This is a genomic window from Leptospiraceae bacterium (assembly GCA_024233835.1).
In the GTDB taxonomy this organism is placed as follows: domain Bacteria; phylum Spirochaetota; class Leptospiria; order Leptospirales; family Leptospiraceae; genus JACKPC01.
Genome location: JACKPC010000006.1, coordinates 100,069 through 117,976, shown reverse-complemented (window position 1 = coordinate 117,976; position 17,908 = coordinate 100,069). Strand labels below are relative to the sequence as shown.

Annotated in this window: 13 protein-coding genes; 12 read left to right on the top strand and 1 reads right to left on the bottom strand. The window is 35.5% G+C overall.

Annotation, left to right across the window (positions count from 1 at the left end; all coding sequences use genetic code 11):
- Positions 1-7: 7 nt before the first annotated feature.
- Positions 8-901 carry an Rpn family recombination-promoting nuclease/putative transposase gene (locus H7A25_22990; GenBank protein MCP5502784.1) on the top strand — a complete coding sequence of 298 codons (894 nt, stop codon included), beginning with the start codon at positions 8-10 and terminating at the stop codon, positions 899-901.
- Positions 902-949: 48 nt separating this feature from the next.
- On the opposite strand, the gene H7A25_22985 is transcribed toward H7A25_22990, so the two are convergent.
- Positions 950-1,516, bottom strand: a complete 567-nt coding sequence (locus H7A25_22985; protein ID MCP5502783.1) for a Uma2 family endonuclease — start codon at positions 1,514-1,516, stop codon at positions 950-952.
- Positions 1,517-1,704: 188 nt separating this feature from the next.
- On the opposite strand from H7A25_22985, the gene H7A25_22980 reads away from it, so the two are divergent.
- The 11 genes from H7A25_22980 to H7A25_22930 all read left to right on the top strand — a co-directional run bounded on the left by H7A25_22980 (position 1,705) and on the right by H7A25_22930 (position 17,839).
- Positions 1,705-4,989 carry an Ig-like domain-containing protein gene (locus tag H7A25_22980; GenBank protein MCP5502782.1) on the top strand — a complete coding sequence of 1,095 codons (3,285 nt, stop codon included), beginning with the start codon at positions 1,705-1,707 and terminating at the stop codon, positions 4,987-4,989.
- A gap of 71 nt (positions 4,990-5,060) precedes the next feature.
- Positions 5,061-5,642 (top strand): lipoprotein, encoded by a 582-nt coding sequence (locus H7A25_22975; GenBank protein ID MCP5502781.1) that lies wholly within the window; start codon positions 5,061-5,063, stop codon positions 5,640-5,642.
- Between the two features lie 7 nt (positions 5,643-5,649).
- On the top strand, positions 5,650-6,228 hold the full coding sequence (locus H7A25_22970) for a hypothetical protein (protein ID MCP5502780.1): 579 nt from the start codon (positions 5,650-5,652) through the stop codon (positions 6,226-6,228).
- 1 nt (position 6,229) lies between these two features.
- Positions 6,230-7,765, top strand: coding sequence for an efflux RND transporter periplasmic adaptor subunit (locus H7A25_22965; GenBank protein ID MCP5502779.1), 1,536 nt, complete (start codon positions 6,230-6,232; stop codon positions 7,763-7,765).
- A gap of 47 nt (positions 7,766-7,812) precedes the next feature.
- A complete protein-coding gene (locus H7A25_22960; GenBank protein ID MCP5502778.1) occupies positions 7,813-10,878 on the top strand; it encodes an efflux RND transporter permease subunit in 3,066 nt (1,021 codons plus the stop codon).
- Entirely contained in the window at positions 10,853-13,891 is a 3,039-nt protein-coding gene (locus tag H7A25_22955; GenBank protein ID MCP5502777.1) for an efflux RND transporter permease subunit, read from the top strand. The genes H7A25_22960 and H7A25_22955 overlap by 26 nt, the downstream gene beginning before the upstream one ends.
- Positions 13,892-13,907: 16 nt before the next feature.
- On the top strand, positions 13,908-15,569 hold the full coding sequence (locus H7A25_22950) for a TolC family protein (protein ID MCP5502776.1): 1,662 nt from the start codon (positions 13,908-13,910) through the stop codon (positions 15,567-15,569).
- A gap of 37 nt (positions 15,570-15,606) precedes the next feature.
- Positions 15,607-16,089, top strand: a complete 483-nt coding sequence (locus H7A25_22945) for a tetratricopeptide repeat protein (GenBank protein ID MCP5502775.1) — start codon at positions 15,607-15,609, stop codon at positions 16,087-16,089.
- A gap of 55 nt (positions 16,090-16,144) precedes the next feature.
- Entirely contained in the window at positions 16,145-16,687 is a 543-nt protein-coding gene (locus H7A25_22940) for a tetratricopeptide repeat protein (protein ID MCP5502774.1), read from the top strand.
- A 10-nt stretch (positions 16,688-16,697) separates the two neighbouring features.
- Positions 16,698-17,180, top strand: a complete 483-nt coding sequence (locus H7A25_22935; GenBank protein MCP5502773.1) for a tetratricopeptide repeat protein — start codon at positions 16,698-16,700, stop codon at positions 17,178-17,180.
- Positions 17,177-17,839 (top strand): hypothetical protein, encoded by a 663-nt coding sequence (locus tag H7A25_22930; protein MCP5502772.1) that lies wholly within the window; start codon positions 17,177-17,179, stop codon positions 17,837-17,839. The genes H7A25_22935 and H7A25_22930 overlap by 4 nt, the downstream gene beginning before the upstream one ends.
- Positions 17,840-17,908: the final 69 nt, after the last annotated feature.

The window sequence follows — 17,908 nt, the reverse complement described above, 5'->3', positions numbered from 1 at the left end:
GGTCCCTATGAACAACAAAGACCTATTAATTCGATTTGATTGGGTAATCAAAACCATGCTTAGAGACAAGGCGAACTTTGATATAATAGAGGGTTTCCTTTCTGCCTTGTTAAAAGAAGAAATTACCGTTCTTGAAATATTAGAAAGTGAGAGTAACCAGCAAAATGCCTCACAAAAATATAACAGAGTGGATGTTCTCATCAGGGATAGTAAAGATAGGAAGCTTATCATTGAAGTTCAGAGCGACTCGGAATCTGACTTTTTGGAACGATTGCTTTTTGGAACTTCGAAAACCATTGTTGATCATTTTCGATTGGGAGAGTCCTATTCGAATATTAGTAAAATCATATCTGTGAGTGTGCAATACTTTAATATGGGCAGGGGCACTGATTATATCTATTATGGCAGTACAGAAATTCGTGGAATGCATACAAATGAACTATTGGATGTACGAGAAAAAGTTGAGACCATGATAGATGGTGAACTAAGGATAAAATTTCAGAAAAAGAACATATTCCCTGAATACTATATTATTTCTGTAAACCGCTATCCTGATATAGTTAGAGAAGATATAGACGAATGGATCTATATGATGAAAAACAATATAGTCAAAACGGAGTTTCATTCTCGGAATATAGATAGAGCCAGAGAGAAATTGAAGATACTCAATATGAGTGAACAGGAAAGATTGGATTATGAGAAATACCTGATGAATTCTGCGATAGAAAAAGATGTCATTTCTACTGCAAGGATAGAGGGCAGAGCTGAAGGTAAAGCAGAAGAAAAACAGGAAACCACTATCAATTGCATAGAAGCGGGCTTATCTAATGAGACTATCCAACAAATTACAGGCCTGTCGTTAGAAGAGATTCAAATGATAAGGGAAGGGTTGGGGAGTTAAGAATGAGTTATATTGAATCGTATGGCTTATGAACTATACAACTATTCCCTACAATGCTACTCTATCATAAACCTCTGAAAGCTCCAGAATACAGGCTATAGAGGAAAGCTCGATTTTTTGGTTCTTCTCGGATGTCTCTTCCAGTTCCCATTTGCCGGAAGAATTGAGCTGGTATTTCTCCATCTTTTTCTCGTTCTGGCTTATCAGGACATATTCCCTTAGTGAGGGAATTTGTCGATAGTGGGCAAATTTGGCTCCACGGTCAAAGCTTTCTGTAGATTCAGAGAGAATTTCCAGAATTACCACCGGATTGAGTAAAGTATCCGGCTTATCGCCACTGAATTTTTTATCAGAACAAACCACCAGTAGATCCGGATAAGCATACAAACCGGTATTTTCTACCTTGAGCCTCATATCACTGGCATAGACCTGGCAGTCTTTTTTTTTCAATTGGACTCTCATTTCAGAAACTATATTCACAGAAATGGTATTATGTTTTTCTGAGGCTCCTGCCATATTCATAATCTGACCATCATAGTACTCAGATTTATAATCAGATTTTAAATCATAAGCGAGATACTCTTCTTCTGTAATGAATTTTACCGGGTCTTCCATATTTGGCTATTTTGCTTTTTCTTTGTAAGAAAGGCAAGGATTTTTTCTTTTTCGTAAGTGAAGCACTGCTAACTGCTTTATGGAAACGCTCTCTGTATTGATAGTGAATAAGAATTTTAAAATAGCAAAAAAAAATAGTAGATTCAACTTGCCTTCTTATACATTCTTGGATAATCAAGGGGGGTTCAATGTTGGTTCGGTCGGATAAGGTTAAATGGGTAATATACGTTTTTCTTTTGTCTCTATTCCTTTCTTCTTGCAAAAATAGTTCATCTGATTTAAAGAAGTTTTTTACTTTTTTGGGAGATAAGGAGGAGAATCCAAAAGTTTTATCTTCCACTCCCGGAAATGGAGATAAGGGGCTTCCGCAGAATCAAAAAATAGGCGTTATTTTCAACAAACCCATGAATATTAACGCCTGCATCCAGAGCTTTTCCGTACAACCTTCGGTGAATGGTTTTTTTGAAACAACCGATTATAGCCTGCTTTTTACTCCTGTCGAACTCTGGAACTATGGAACTTATACTTTTATTATTACGAAATCCTGCGAGGATAGAGATGGAAATGACATAAAGGATTTATATAGTGCAAACTTTACTATAGGAAACGCAGAAGATGCCGGCTTGAAGCCTTCTGTCTCTTCCATGACTGTCATGGCCGGGACTGTAGCCGATTGTAACCTGGCCTCAGCTGTGGATACTGATTTCTTGAGTAATGATGTAAGTACGGCCTGCATGGGAAATCCAAAGGCCAATAAGATTACAATAAATTTTACAAGGGCGATGAATCGTCTTTCTACCCAGTCTGCAGTTTTACTCAGTCCCGATGCAAACTATACCTATGTCTGGAATTCGGATACATCCTTAAGCCTTGTTTTTGATACGGCTTTCTATCAGAATCAGCGTTATACACTAAAAGTTGATGCTATCGCGAGAGATTACCAGGATAAGTTTCTCGAGCTACCTTATGTCGGTTCTTTTTTAGTTGGAAGTAATAATTTAATTCCGACTGTTTCCTCCATTACAGTACCTGCTGCTGCCTTAGACGTATGTGGAGCGGGAGGTGGAGTGATAACAGATATTGTTACTACAAGTGTTTCTAATGCCTGTCTGGGAAATCCTTCAAATAGCCCGGTTTCTATCACCTTTTCAACTCCTATGGATACCACTCTCACTTCCCAGGCAGTTAGCATTTCCCCCCTAACCGGCGGAAGTTTTAGCTGGAATACGGATGGTACGGTTCTTACTTTTACACCTGATTCCGTATTTATATATAAAACCCGGTATACGATTTCTATAAAAAATACTGCCATTTCTACAAATAAAATTTATATAGAATCAGCAAAGGAATATAGCTTTGTAGCCGGTGGTACTTCTGATTTAACCTTTGTAAATTCCATTACCGTTCCCAGAGGAACGATCACGGAATGCAATGCCGGTACCGGTGTGGTTACCGATATGTTAACTGCCAGTATTAATGATGCCTGTGTAGGGAATCCTAGCTCGAGTCCGATTGTCATCACCTTTGCTTATGAAATGGATACGGCTGCAACTAAATCAGCCATCGCATTTTCTCCGACTCTGAATGGAACGTATGTTTGGTCGGGAGCAAATAAGGTTTTGACCATTACACCTGATTCCCAACTCAGTTATTCTACACGTTACACCCTCCTTATCGGAACAGCAGCAAAGACAAAAACGGGCATAAACTTAACAGAACAAATTCAGGGAAGTTTTCTTGCCGGTTCTGCGGGTTCTATTAATCTTGTGAATACGATTAACCTGAGCCATGGAACCCTTGCTGCCTGTAGGGGAGGGAGTAGTAGCAGCATTGATGTCTTAGCCAATAGCGTTTCAGATGCCTGTGTGAGCACCTCGGATACAGCGGTGAATACCCTTACTATCAATTTCTTTTATCCTATGGATACAGCTTCCACCAATAATGCAATTATAATCAGTCCTTCCATTCCCCATTCCAAAAGCTGGTCGGGAGGAAATCAGGTTTTAACCTTAACACCGGATTCCTTTTTAAGTTACGGACAACGTTATACGATAACCATCGGTACTTCGGCCAAAACCAGCACCAATGTGTATTCGAGTTCGTCTACCTCTACAAGTTTTTTAGTGGGAGGAACCGCTTCGGTAAATCTGCTAAGTTCGGTTAGCAGTACCCATGGAACTCTGCTTGCCTGCCGGGGAGGAACCGGAGCGACGGTGGACATTCTCAGTAACAATACAGCCGATGTTTGTGTGGGTATTTCAGATACAGCTTATACTCCTATCGTCATTACTTTTGCCTATCCTATGGATACCGCCTCAACTTTGAATGCTATCAGTATCAGTCCGAATATTCCCGGCACTAAGGTCTGGTCGGCTTCGGACACGGTTTTGACTCTTACTCCGGATAATTTCTTAAGTTACGGTCAGACCTATACTCTGAGTATAGGAACCTCTGCAAAAACGAAAACCTATATAAGTCCGACAAATGCGACTTCTTTGAGTTTTGTTGCCGGAGGAAATGCTCCGGCTAACTTAATCAGTACCATAAAAGTTTTTACCGGGACTTTACCTGCCTGTAATAGCGGACCGGGAACAGCTACCGATATTATAAGCAGTACGGTAGAAAATGCCTGTCTGGGTAATTCTACTTCTAATAATTCGCTTGAGTTTACGTTTTCTGTGCCTATGAATCCTACGGTAACGGAAAATGCTATCGGCATAAACCCTTCTATTTCCGGAGCGAAAGTTTGGTCTTCTGGAAATACGGTATTGACTCTAAGTTCTGATTCAAAGCTTAGCTATGGGACTCGCTATGACACTAGCCTCGGGACAGCAGCCAAATCTTTGCAGAATGTGAGCCAGGGAAGCAGTCTCAGTAAAAGTTTCATTGCCGGGGCTAAAATTACTACTCCGGCGGTTCAGGCGGTAGGAGTAGCTTCCCAGGGTTGTGGTAGTACATTTCCGGGAGTGGGTAGCACGGTTACGAGAGACTGGACAGCGGGTTCCTGCTACTGGGATAACAGTCTCGGCTTACTGAGCCCGAGTTCTTATTTGTTTCAAGGCGGTGATACGGGTAATGGTTCGTCCGGTAGTACTACTGATTGTGCGGATGTGAATACTGATAATTTTAGAATTATATTTAATACCTATATGGATTTGAATACTACGATTGCGGCAGTCAGTCTGAAACGCCTGTCTCCTCCTTATACAACTATTTTACTGGCAAGCTATGTTTGGTCGGACTGTCAGGCTACTTACCCTTACGGCTGCCGGGTACTGGAATTGGTTTATGCGGAACAGGAAGCGAGTTGTAACGGAACTTTATTTGGAACGAGTGGAGACTTTAATCTTTATAAGACAAGTGACGCAATCGCTGGCTATCCGCTTTACCAATTGAGTGTTAGTGCGGCAGCAAAGGATGTGAACGGTCTTTCTTTAAGTCCGAGTTTTTATTTTACCATGGAGGGAAATTGAGTTTGAGAATTTTATATATTTTATTATGCATCAGTGCATTGTTAGGTTGCAATAAAGATTTAGTTAGGGGAGTGAAAAGAGAAATTTCTCCTGTAAGTAAATTAGCCATAGGCTTTGTTGAGTATCGAAAGCTATATCCTACTGAGTATGTAGATAAAAATTTTCGGGATATGCTACAGTTTGAATTTTTGCAGGAAGGATATAGTATTATAGAGTTTGAAAATACGAAGACGGCTTCTTTGAAAAAAAGAGAGTCCAAACTATCACCTGAAAAACCTAAAGGTTCGGGAGAAGAGCCTGCCTATTCCGATGAACTTTTACCCGAGTTATTAAAGGATGCTGCCGGGGAGAACAAGAGACCTGAGCTTAAACTGACGGAAAAACACCTGGAGCCTTCCGAAATCCAGAAAATAGCAAAAGAATTTGGTTTTCGATACTTTTTGCAGGGAGCGATTTCTGTTTCCGATACTCTGGATTATTTGGATAATGAGAAGAATAGCCTTGTTTTTCTTCACGTTTATAACGATAAGGGAGAAAAGGTGGGCATGATAAGTTTTGCTATAGATGAAAAAAATCTGTATAACACCAAATTATTGAAGGAAGTTTGTAAGGAAATTGCTACTTCTTTTACTCAAAAAATTATTAATGGATAAGACTCTTATGAAGAGCTTACTTTTTTTTACTTTACTCTTAGTTTTTGCCTGCGGGCCGGATGAAAAAGTTTTATTTAAAACCTATCAACAGGCAGTGGGTCTTTATTCGAATAAACAGTTGGATGAATCGCTAAAGCTTTTTACACAGGTGAAAAATGAAAAAGAAGGCTTTCTTCATACGAATATATATATAGGGAAAATTCATTATTATAAATTGAATTTTCAAAAAGCAAAGGAACTTTTTCAGGAAGACTATTACCGAAATGAGAATCGAACTGCTCTATATTGGATTATAAAAACTGATTTTATTGTTTCTAAGAATTATGAAGAACAATTAAAACGTATAGATGATTACCTGTTTTTTGATGCTAATAACTATGATATCCTATATATCAGAGGAATGATTTGTAAGAAATTAAATAAAACAGATGAAGCTATTCTTTCCTTTTCGAAAGCTATATCGTATAAAGAAAAATTAGCTAATTCATATATAGAATTAAGTAAAATATATAGAGCGGCCGGTTTAACGGAAAAATCAGTAAAACTCGAAGACCTGGCGAAGAAATTAATGGAAAGTGATTTTTAAAATGAAAGAAAAATTTTTAGAAATATATAAATTTATTTTGGAGAAACCTTTTCTGAAAAGGTTTGTAATTGCTGTTCTTGTTTACCTTGGTCTTACCCTTTTGTACTCGAATTTGGTCGGTGCTTCTTTTCGTGCCAGATTTCCTTCTGTGAATCGTTTACTTTACTCTCCTAAACTTTCTGTTTTTACGTATTTTCAAAAGCAGGAAATGAAGGTTACAGAAGAAAAAGAAATCAAAGAGCTTGATGGGGTTTTACAGGTTAAAGCTCTCAAAGTAAACTCGGAATTTATTGATCCGACAATTTCTTCTTCCGGAACAATAGAACCGGTGGAGAAAGTAGAAATTTATTCCAAGGTCAATGGTCGGATAGATAATTTTTTTGTATCCGAGGGGGAAAATGTTACAAAAGGGCAGAAGCTTTTAAAAATTGAAAGCCTTAGCTACGAGATAGAACTCGCCAAGCAGGAAGCAGCCCTTAGCTCAGCCAGGGCCAAGTTGAAATTAGCAGTAGAGAAGTATAATCAGTCTAAGAAAAAAATAGAAGTTAGACTCAATGAAGCAGATAAAAGAATTTCTAATTTACATAAAACTAAATTAGAATATGAAAGAGCCCTGGAAGTTTATGAAAAGAAGGAAAAACTTTTAAAAGGGAAGGCTATTCCCCAGGAAGAATTTAAAGCGGCTGAATTGGAGTATAAATCCAAGGAATCGGCCTTCCAGATAGCTAAACGTGAATTAAACATCGCAATGGTAGGGATTCGTGACAAAGATATTATTGATGCAGGTTATAATTTACCCTCAGGAAAAAAAGATAAACTTAAGGTACTCATTGAAGTTAATACAATCATCGAAAAAGCAGAGATGGAAGTCGCCGAAAAAGAAGTTGGAATTCAGCAGGCGAATGTGACAGCAACGAAAATTTTAATTCGGGAGTCTACAATCTATTCTCCTATAGTGGGGGTTGTTTCCGAACGTTATAAGAGTAGGGGAGTTTTGATTAATGCCGGCGGTATGAATAGCCAGGCGATTATGAGTCTTGTGAAGATTGATAGTGTATATGCAACATTTTTTCTGAATGAAGCAGATGCCTCCAAGATTTCTGTTAATATGGAAGTGCAGATAAAAACGGATATATATCCGGAAAAAGAATTTAAAGGTACTGTAAAGTCTATCAGTCCTGAGATTGATAAGAAAACCCATACTGCCAGGGTGAAAGTGGAGCTGAAAAATCCCGATTATAAGCTGAAACCGGGGATGTTTATTCGTTCTGAAGTCGTAACCGGAAAGAAGGAAAAGGTAATTCTTATACAAAGTCGTTTGATTAAACTATTGGAAGAAAATGTAGCAGAAGTTTTTGTTTTAAAACCTACATCAGAACCTGGTTTCTTTAATGTTTTTAAGGTAAAGGTAAAGCCCGGAAAGAAAAAAGAGGATCGCATAGAAATTTTAGATGGATTAAAAGAAGGGGATCTTATAGCCGCTGAACATTTAAGTCGTTTACGGGATGGATTAAAAGTTAAGGCTTTAGTGGAATGATTGCTAAGCTTCAAAGACTCATTCTGAAAAGGCCGGTAACGACTATTATGATATATTTGGCCTTCGGGATGTTTGGTATTATATCCTTAAATGATATCAAAATAAATTTGTTACCTAATCTGGAATTTCCTCGAGTAACTATCATTACCGGTTTTGCGAACTCGGCTCCTTCTGAAATAGAAAACCTCATTACAAAACCCATTACCGAAACAATTAGTACCATAAATGGTCTTGAAAAAGTCGAATCGGAATCTATTGAAGGTTTTTCTTTTATCACAGCTCAGTTTAATAATACAAAAAATATTAACTTTGCAATTATGGAACTGCGAGAACGGATAGATTTGATCCGGGATATCCTTCCTCAGGATGCTTCAAAGTCTGTGATTAGTCGCTATGATCCGAGTAAATCTCCGATTATAGAAATAGTTTTTTTTGCAAAAGGTCTTTCCAATAAAAAAGACTTACGTAGTTTCGTAAATGATAATATAAAGATATTCTTAGATAGAGTTGACGGTGTAGCGGCCGTTCAGCTAAGTGGTGGAGATACCAAGGAAATTGTGGTTGAAGTTGATCCTCAGAGGATGTATTCCTATAATCTATCTTTATTGGATATTAAAAAGCAATTAGACCTGAATAACCGTAACTTTCCTGCCGGGCAGCTCCCGGTAGGAAACCGGGAATTATTAATTCGAGCTATAGGTGAGTATCGCTATATCTCTGATATAGGGGAAATCACGGTAGGTCTGGGAAAGCAATCCGAACCGGTATATTTAAAAGATTTAAGTCGAACTTATGAAACTTATAAAGAAAAAACAGGCAAGGCGAAGTATAACGGTAAAGATTGTGTGATTGCCTATATTCATAAAGAGTCCAGTAAAAATACGGTAGAGATAACACGAGAAGTTCGCCAGGCTATTTCGGATCTACAAAAGCGTTTTCATAAAGATGTAGAGATAAATGTTGTATACGAAGAAGCTGAATTTATCCAGGCGGCTATCAACAACCTGTTTCAGAACCTTCTAATAGGCACCTTTTTAGCTTTTCTTGCACTTCTTATCATTCTTCGCAATTTTAAAAGTCCTTTGATTTTACTTTTTGTTATACCGGCGACTCTTTTACCTGCTTTTATCATTTTTAAAATACTGGGAATCTCCTTAAATTTAATGTCTCTCGGAGGAATTGCACTCGGTATCGGAATGCTTTTTGATAATAGCAACGTGGTTCTATCCGGTATTGAAAGAAATTTATTAACCAAACAGGATTATACAGATGCTATTATAAGTGGTTCTAGTGAAGTCGCTAAATCTATTTTCTCAGCAACTATGACTACAGTAATTGTATTCTTACCTATATCTTTTATTAAAAGCTTTTTAGGGATTATCTTTTCTGAAATGGCTCTTGCGATAGTTGTATCTTTATTAATCAGTTTTACAGTAGCTCTTACCTTAATTCCTTTACTGGCTTTTTTATTTTATAAGGACAGGCATAAGCAAAAAGGAAAAATAGAAGGCGTTTTTAATACTTTAGGAAATGCTGAAACACGGATGCAGGACGGCTATGTAAAAAAGCTCAGTTTTTTGATTTCTTCTCCTGTGCCGGTGTTTACTGTAATATTAGTTTTGTTTGTTGCTTCATTTCTCATTATGACGCAGGTAAAAAAAGAATTTGTTCCATCGGTGGATACTTCTGAATTTAGAATTGAATTAAAAGGCCCGGAAGGTTATACGCTGGAGTCTATGGAAGAGATTGTATCTATTTTAGAGAATAAATTGTTATCTGAATCTATAGTGAAGGGGATTATTACAAATATTGGTTATGATTCCGATAGTGTAGTCGGAAAAAGTAGTAAGACAAGTTCAACTAATGTGGCGAATATCCGAGTGGTTCTGGATAAAAATAAAGGTACAAGTACTTTAACTTTCATTAATCAATTTAGAAAACAACTGGATTTTAATAAGTCTATTAGCCTGGGTTTTTTTCCCGGTGGAGATATTATTTCGAGCTTATTATCTCAGAATACGGGTAAGTTAGAATTACTCTTAATTGGAGATGAACTGGAGGAGTTAAAAAATATCGGGAAGAAAATTCAGGGAGATTTAGAAAAAATAGAAGGCATACAGGATATTAGTTCAGGCATGGAAGCAAGAAGTAAGGAGCTAAAAGTTAGTTACGATCCACTTAAGCTTACCAGGTTTAATTTTAGTAATTCTTATGTTGCTGATTATTTAAAAACGGCTACAGATGGCTCGATAGCTACTAAAATGAAGGTGGCCGGATATGATGTGGATATACGTCTTCGCTTTAAAAAATCCAAAACAGATAATTTGAATAAAATACTACAATTAAAAATTCAGACAAAAGCCGAAGAACCGGTAGAAATATCTCAATTTGCTACGGTTCGTGAGTTTGATAGTCTGAATGTCATTACTCGAAGAGGGAAATCAAGAGTAAATGTAATTTCTATTGATTATGATAAAACAAAAAAAGCAAGTATTGAAGATAGTCTGGATTCCTTAATTGCTAATTATTCTTTGCCTACCGGATATACTTTAAAGTATTCAGGAGAGAAAGAAAATTTAAATGAATCCGTTAAGGAATTACTTTTTTCTTTTGCACTTGCTTCTATACTGATTTATATGCTCCTGTCGGCTCAGTTTGAATCTTTGAAATATTCTCTGGTTATGGTATGTACGATTCCCCTGATATTTATTGGAAGTTTTCCGGCTCTTTATTTTTCCGGAAAGAGTTTAAATGTCAGTTCGTTTATGGGGCTGATTTTGTTAGTAGGTGTGGTAGTTGATAATGCTACATTATTCTATGAGTATTTACAAATTTATAAAGAAGAGGGTCTTGCCTTACAGGTAGCTATATTAGAAAGTTCAAAAACAGTTTTGCGTCCGATTCTCATGAACAATTCTACTACCATTCTTGGTTTGTTACCGGTTGTTCTGGGTTTAGGTCGGGGTTCTGAATTTCAGGCTCCATTGGGCATTGTAGTGGTAAGCGGTCTTATTTCTGCTGCTTTTTTTACTCTTTTTTTAATACCCTTATTATTTTATATCTTAGAGAATAGGAAGGAAAGCCGACTTGAAAGAATTTCTGATTCAAATTAAAGCCAGACCTGTATTGATATCCATGCTTGTTCTGGCCTTACTTCTATTCGGTCTAATTTCTTTTTATAGGCTAAATTTTTCTTTATATCCTTCTCCCGTCTATCCGGGTTTAAGTATTCATCTTGATTTTCCTGGAGCCGATCCATTGAAAATGGAACAGCAAATAACGAATCCCATAGAAGAAGCCATTTCTATAGTCGGGGGTATCAAGGAAATGCGGTCTTTTTCTGAAGCGGGGAAGATGAAAGTTAACATCGAATTTGAAAAAGAGACAGACTTAAATTATAAAATACTGGAATTAAAAGAAAGGATTGACCTGGTTTCTCATAAATTTCCGAGAGAGGCTCATAAGCCGGGAATCATTAAATACGATCCGGAACAGGTACCGGTTTTTATTGTGAGTTTTAAAAGTGAGAAAATGGATTTAACGGCTATCCGGGAATATTTGGAAAGGTTCATAAAGCCTGAATTGGAGAGCATAGAGGGGATTAGCCAGATTATTATTGCAGGTGGACGAGTTCGAGAAGTTTTGGTTTCTTGTGATAGACAACAGATGGAAGCTTATGCTATAAGTTTACGAGAAGTAGTCGATGCTCTAAGTTCTAACAATACAAATCAAACGATTACAAAGATATATAAGGATGCGAGAGAACAGAAGGTCTATTCGGATGGAAAATTTAAAGATCTTTATGAAATTCGAGAGTTGCCGGTGAGTCTGGATAACGGGAGAAATCCTGTTTTGATAAAAGATATAGCCGAAGTAAAAATGGCCTTTCGAGATGAAGATTCCAGTTCAAGGGTGAATGCTAAAGAAATGGTTAGTTTGTACATATACAAAACCTATATAGGTGACCCGTTGCATATAAGCAAACAATCCAAGAAAATTATAGAGGCCTTATATCATCGTAATACAAATTATGAAGTTACATTTGATCAGGGTGATTTAATTAAACATACTTATCAAAATTTATTATTTTGTTTCTTCGGAGCATTTATCTTTCAGTTTCTGTATATATATAAAACAAATCCGTATAAACTTTATTATGTTCTACTTCATATTGTATCGATTTCTATTTCTTTTTTTATATTTGCATTCATCCTTTATGTATTACAAATTCCTTTAAATATGCTTTCTATTTCCGGAGCTTCGGTTGCAATCTATTTTTGGTTTTTTTATACTTCTTTAGCTTTTGTTTATAAACCTAAAGAACCAATAATTGCAATGAAATACTTTTCTTCCATATTATCATATATACTAATTTACCTTTTATTGGTATCCCTATTATTCCTGCTTTTTAGTAAAACCACTGCAATTCATTATTTTATAACAGCTTTTTGTACCGGTATATACTTTCTCCTTATTTATATGATATTTCCTATCCTTATTTTACTCTATAAACCTGTTGAGATAGTTTTCCCAGAAATGAATCAAATTATAGATCTAAATCCTGTTTTTACAATGATAAAAAAGTTTTCCTTTTACGAGAAAATCAAAAAAATTAGCTTTTATGTATATATCAAATTAACTAATATTCCGAGCCAAATTCATTCTTTGCTGGTAAAATTTTATCTACTTATACTAAAATATAGTAAATATGTATTTCTTTTATCCTTCCTACTTATACCCCTATCTATTTATTCTTTTTTTTCAATGAAAAAGGAGCTCGGAGTCTCTTTTAAAGAGAAAGAGTTGATAGCTTTTTTAGAATTTCCTTCCGGAACCAGTTTTGAATATGCTAATAAAATCACCCTGGGTATAGAAAAAAAAATTATGGACTTGAAAGGGATTAAACAACTCGTTTCAAAAACAGAAACCGAACGCTCCTTCTTTATTATAAAAGTAAATAATGATATTTTTTTAGATGAAACTTATACGAATTATATAAAAAATTCTGTAGGAAAAACAGAGCCGGCTTATTTCTATTTTTCTTCCGATAACATTCAATTAACAACTCGCGAAATGGTTTTAGATATATTGGGAAATGATTTGGATGAACTCGAAGCTTATGTTACGAAACTGGTTACGATTGCAAAAGCTATGGAGAATGTAGTAGAAGTTGTATATCTTTTCAAACCGCCTCGTGATGAATTGCTTCTTTATATTCTGGGGTATAAATTGAGAGGTTCCCTTTTAAACTTATTAGAGATTGGAGATTTTTTGAAATTGGCTATACAGGGAGGAATCGCCAGTAAATTTTATGAAAAGGATAGAGAAATTGACATTCGGGTACGATTTGATAAAAAATACAGGGATTCGAAAGACAGCCTTTCTTTAATTAGGGTGAAAAATTTGGATGGAAAATATGTTCCAATTACAGAAGTTGTTTGGAGAAAGGAAAGTAAGGTGCCTGTAAAAATCTATCATAAAAATAAAAAACGCTTATATTCTATTTCTATACGTTTTGCTGATGTGAGTGATAAAAAAATTGAAGAAGCCTTATCCCGGATCTTAGCTTTTCCTCTACCTGAAAACTACAGAATCGAAGCGGGGAAAAAGAGCGGAAGAACGTTTGATAAAAGTTCTGAACTCCAGGTATATGTTATTTTCGCCTTACCAGTATTTATCTATATGATGTTATCAGCTTATTATGAATCCTTTAAATATTCTTTAAAACCGGCATTATCTATTATATTCTTGCTGGCTTTAAAAATTCTTTTTATCTATGGGTTTATCGGGAAAATGACTTATCCCATTTTATTGGCTTTACTTTTATTTTCAGGATTTGATATTTTTCTTTTACTTGTGATAAAATCGAAAGGAGGAATTTATCTTACAAAAAATTTGATAAAACGAAAGCCTGAAAGACTGTTTTTATTTTTTCCTATAGTTCTTTCTATACTTCCGTTTTTTTTATTCTTTCTTTTATTTGCGGACACAGCGGTTTTATATATATATGATTTCTTTTTTGTTTTTACAATTAGCTGTGTGTTTGGAACTATGTTTATACCCATTTTTTTGAAGGCAAACTTGAAAAAAGAGACCCTGCAAGAAATTTATAAAAAGATCTTATAAGTATGATTTGTGTAAAATGAAAAAAAAGTTAATAAAATTGATTGTAGTTGGAACGCTTTATTTGTTCTTTACTGTTTTATATGCAGGAGATAGAACTTTATCTTTGGATTTAAATAAAGCAATCACTATCGGATTAACAAATAGTATACTTCTAAAGACAATACGAAGTAAGCAGGAAGTGTTTCGACATATTATAACTGAGAAGTGGAGGAATTATTTACCAAGGGTGGGAGTTTCCTATTTTGGTTTAAAGAATTTGAATGTGGAGCAACCTGATTCGAGATACAATGATATTCGTTTGAATATACAACAGTTATTATACGATGGAGGAAAAACGGAACTTGAAGTAGAGTCAGCCAGACTGGATAAGGTTTTAAACTCTAAGGATTACTTGATTGAAAGAGATAAGCTTTCCCTGGAAATTAGCAAAGCCTATATTACTACTTTATCAAATTTTAGTAAGCTATTTTTGGTTAAAAAGAGCTTAAAGCGGGCCGTGCATAATTTAAAAAACGTAAGCCTGCAAAAAAAAGAAGGTTTTGCTACTGATATACAAAGATTAGAAGCCCTTTCAAAGTTGCGGGAAGTAGAAGCAAGCTATAGAAAAATTCAGGGAGAAACTAACCGTTCTCTTATGGATCTAAAGCAAGTCTTGAATTTACACATTGATGTAGACATAAAGTTTGAAGAAAATTTTTTGTTTGATTATTCCTTTTATCCTCCGAGTTTGCCAATCAAGAATATTGCTAAAAAGTCGGTAGCAACCAATCAAGAAGTAGCCAAGTTTCGTGTGGTTGTAAAACAGTTAAAAGCTCAAAAGCAATTGGCCGAAGAATACTGGAAACCCCAGGTTTCGGTTGGGGCCTATGTGGGAGAAAACGTAAATGGTCCTGTTCCTACAAAAAATAAGGTTTACGGTTTTAATCTTTCTGTAAATACAAGGTTTGGAAGTACCACCAATCAAAACACCCTGAACTACGGAGTACAGACAGATGGGTCCGGTATCCAGAGGATACCGGGTTACGGGCCTCAATTTGTTGGTAAAGGTGAAAATGCTTTCAATAGCAGCAATTTTAACTTTTATGATGATTTGAGCTATTCCCGAAATATTTTAGAGGGAAAGATAAAACTTTCAGAAGCTGTAGGGAAATATAAAAAATTATCCAATGAAGTGGAAATGTCTGTTTATAAAAGTTATGATACTTTGCAGGAAAAATGGCAACTTCTCAGGTTAGGGAATTCAAGGCTTTATTTGCAATTTGAAGCTTTTAAATTAGCCAGACAAAAATTTCAACAGGGTTTTTTAAAAGAGGTGGACGTTATTAGCGCTGAATTGGATTTGATGCAGGCCCAGGATGGATTACTGGAGGTCTCTCGTGACTATATGCTTTCCGGTTTTGAATTTTATTTTTTTAGCGGTTCGGATAATAATAGCCTGCATTTATATGAATATAATCGAAATAAAGGAAATTCGATTATTCTAAAACTCTATGATTATAAACGAGATGAGTCTTTAAAGCCGGAAATCCGGGAAGTTGAAGAGCGAGAGAAAATCGAGATTACTCCGGATACTACAATAATAGAAAAAAAAGAAGTTCCCCTTATTGAAGAAGAGAATTATCATATCAAAGAATCTCCGAAGAAAAAAAAGGATTATGATTTCTTTATTGAAGAGTAAAGTAAACAAGTAGAATAGAATTATAAATGGGTAGAGAATGAATGCACAGGATAGAATAAAAGCTCAAAAGTTAAATAACGAGGGAGTCTCTCTTATTGGCTCCAATCCGGATAAGGCTATAGATTTATTTGAAAAGGCAATGCAGCTTTGTTCTATTGTTCCGGAATATCCAAATAACATGGGAGTTGTTAAACTGAATCAAAAGAAATTTATAGAAGCATTGGAATATTTTCAAAAAGCTATAGATATAGATCAAAACTACTTTCATGCTTTTTATAATATGGGTGTTTGTTACCAGGCTCTTTCTGAGAATCTGAAAGCTGTTGACTATTATCTCAGAGCTATGAAATTGAAACCGAATTCACCCGAACTCATTTTTAATATGGCTTTAGTTTATTCCAGGTTGGGTGATAAAGAAAATGCAATACAATATTATAAGTTATTCGTCAGAATTGCTCCGATAAGCCTGGCAAAACCCATAGAAGATGCAAAAAAAAGAGTGGAAGAACTTTTAAAATGAAAAAGAATTATGAAAAAAACTTGCCTGAAATTAAAGAAAAAGAGAAACATGGTTTATGAAACTTCGAATCTTTACATTTTTTATCTTAGGTTTATTAATACTAACTTCGGGTCTTTCTGCCGAGGACAGAACAAAAGCTCAGAAATTAAATTATGAGGGTGCCAAGCAGTTAAAGGCGGATCCTGATAAGGCTATAGGATTATTTGAGCAGGCAATGCAGTTGGATCCCTCTGTTCCTGACTATCCGAATAATATTGGAGTTGCTTATCTTAATCAGAAGAACTATATAAAAGCTTTGAGTTACTTTCAAAAAGCTACAAAAATCAGTTCGAATTATTTCCGAGGTCATTATAATCAGGGTGTTTGTTATCAAGCTATGGGAAAGAATAAGGAATCAGTTACTGCCTATAAAACAGCTTTGAAATATAACTCCAAATCTCCTGAGACTTTCTTTAATTTAGGAATTGTTTATACACGGCTTAATAAGAAAAAAAGTGCAGTGAAGTATTATAAGAAGTTTCTTGAAATTGCTCCTTCAAGTATGGCAAAACCTATTGAGGATGCAAAAAAGAGAATCAAACAAATGGAAGGAAAATAGGTTTAACTATATGAAAATAGGGGAACGATTTGGATTAACAAGTTTAGTTATTTTTCTTGTAGCTTTTTTCGTATTTCATTGTAAGAAAAGCGAACCTACAAAGGAAATGCAGGTCACGGCTGCTACTTACACTGAAGCCAATAATAAAGGTGTAGCACTTTTAAAAGAGAAGAAATTTGAGGAAGCTTTGGCTTATTTTAAAAAGTCGGCTGAATTGAAACCGGATTTTGCCCTGGCCTATTATAATCAGGGTGTTTCATATCAGGCTATGGATGATTACAAAACTGCGGTTCTTGCCTATCAAAAAGCTAGAAGCCTGAATCCGAACGATGCCAAGATCTACTTTAACCTGGCTTTAGTTCAATCTAAATCTGGTGATAAACAAGGAGCTTTAGAGAACTATAAAAAATTTATAGAGATTGCACCTCCCGAAAAAATGGCAAAACCTATAGAAGATGCAAAAGTTAGGATACAGGTACTTTCTGCCCAATGATGCTTCGTGATACATTTAAAAACACTTATTTGGCTCTCTTTCAAACCGGAGAGCTCTCTTCTCTTTTTTCGACTGAGGAAGAAAAGAAAGTATTTGTTCAAACGTTTAGGCAACTACTTTTACTATTGGGTTTATTTACTATTATCCTGATTTTGTTTCATTTCTTTCTTCAACTTTTTCCTCTTGGTTCTTATGTAAAAAAAACTCCATTTGCTAAGTATAAGACCGGGCTCTTTTTTCCCTGGTCTAAATTTTATTTTCCTTTGACCTGGTTTTTATACATTCTTGTTGTGGGAGCATTACGCTACCTTTCTCTTGTAATCATGGCGGAAAAAAATACTTCTTTTTTAAACAGTATGAGTGTAAGTGTATATTCTACTCTTCCTCTTATTATTTCCGGTTTATTCTTGAATAGCATGTATAGCCTATTTCCTCCCATCTCAGAGAATAATTATACGATGGGTAAGTTTCAGCTTATTCTGGCCCTGATCTTATTCTTCGGAGCGATTATGTGGGAAGGGAAAATCTATATTAGCTTAGGGAAACAAATTTTTCAGCAGAATACGGGTAGGGCTTTTTTAACCTGGTTTTTTCCGGCTTTTTCTTTTTTGGTATTATTCTTTCTTTTTATTGCCTACCAGGCTTTCTTTGTTCGTTAAGTTAATAATCAGAAGTCTTGTAGGCGGTTTTCTTTCCGGGTTCTTTGAAAAATAATTATTATATAGGCT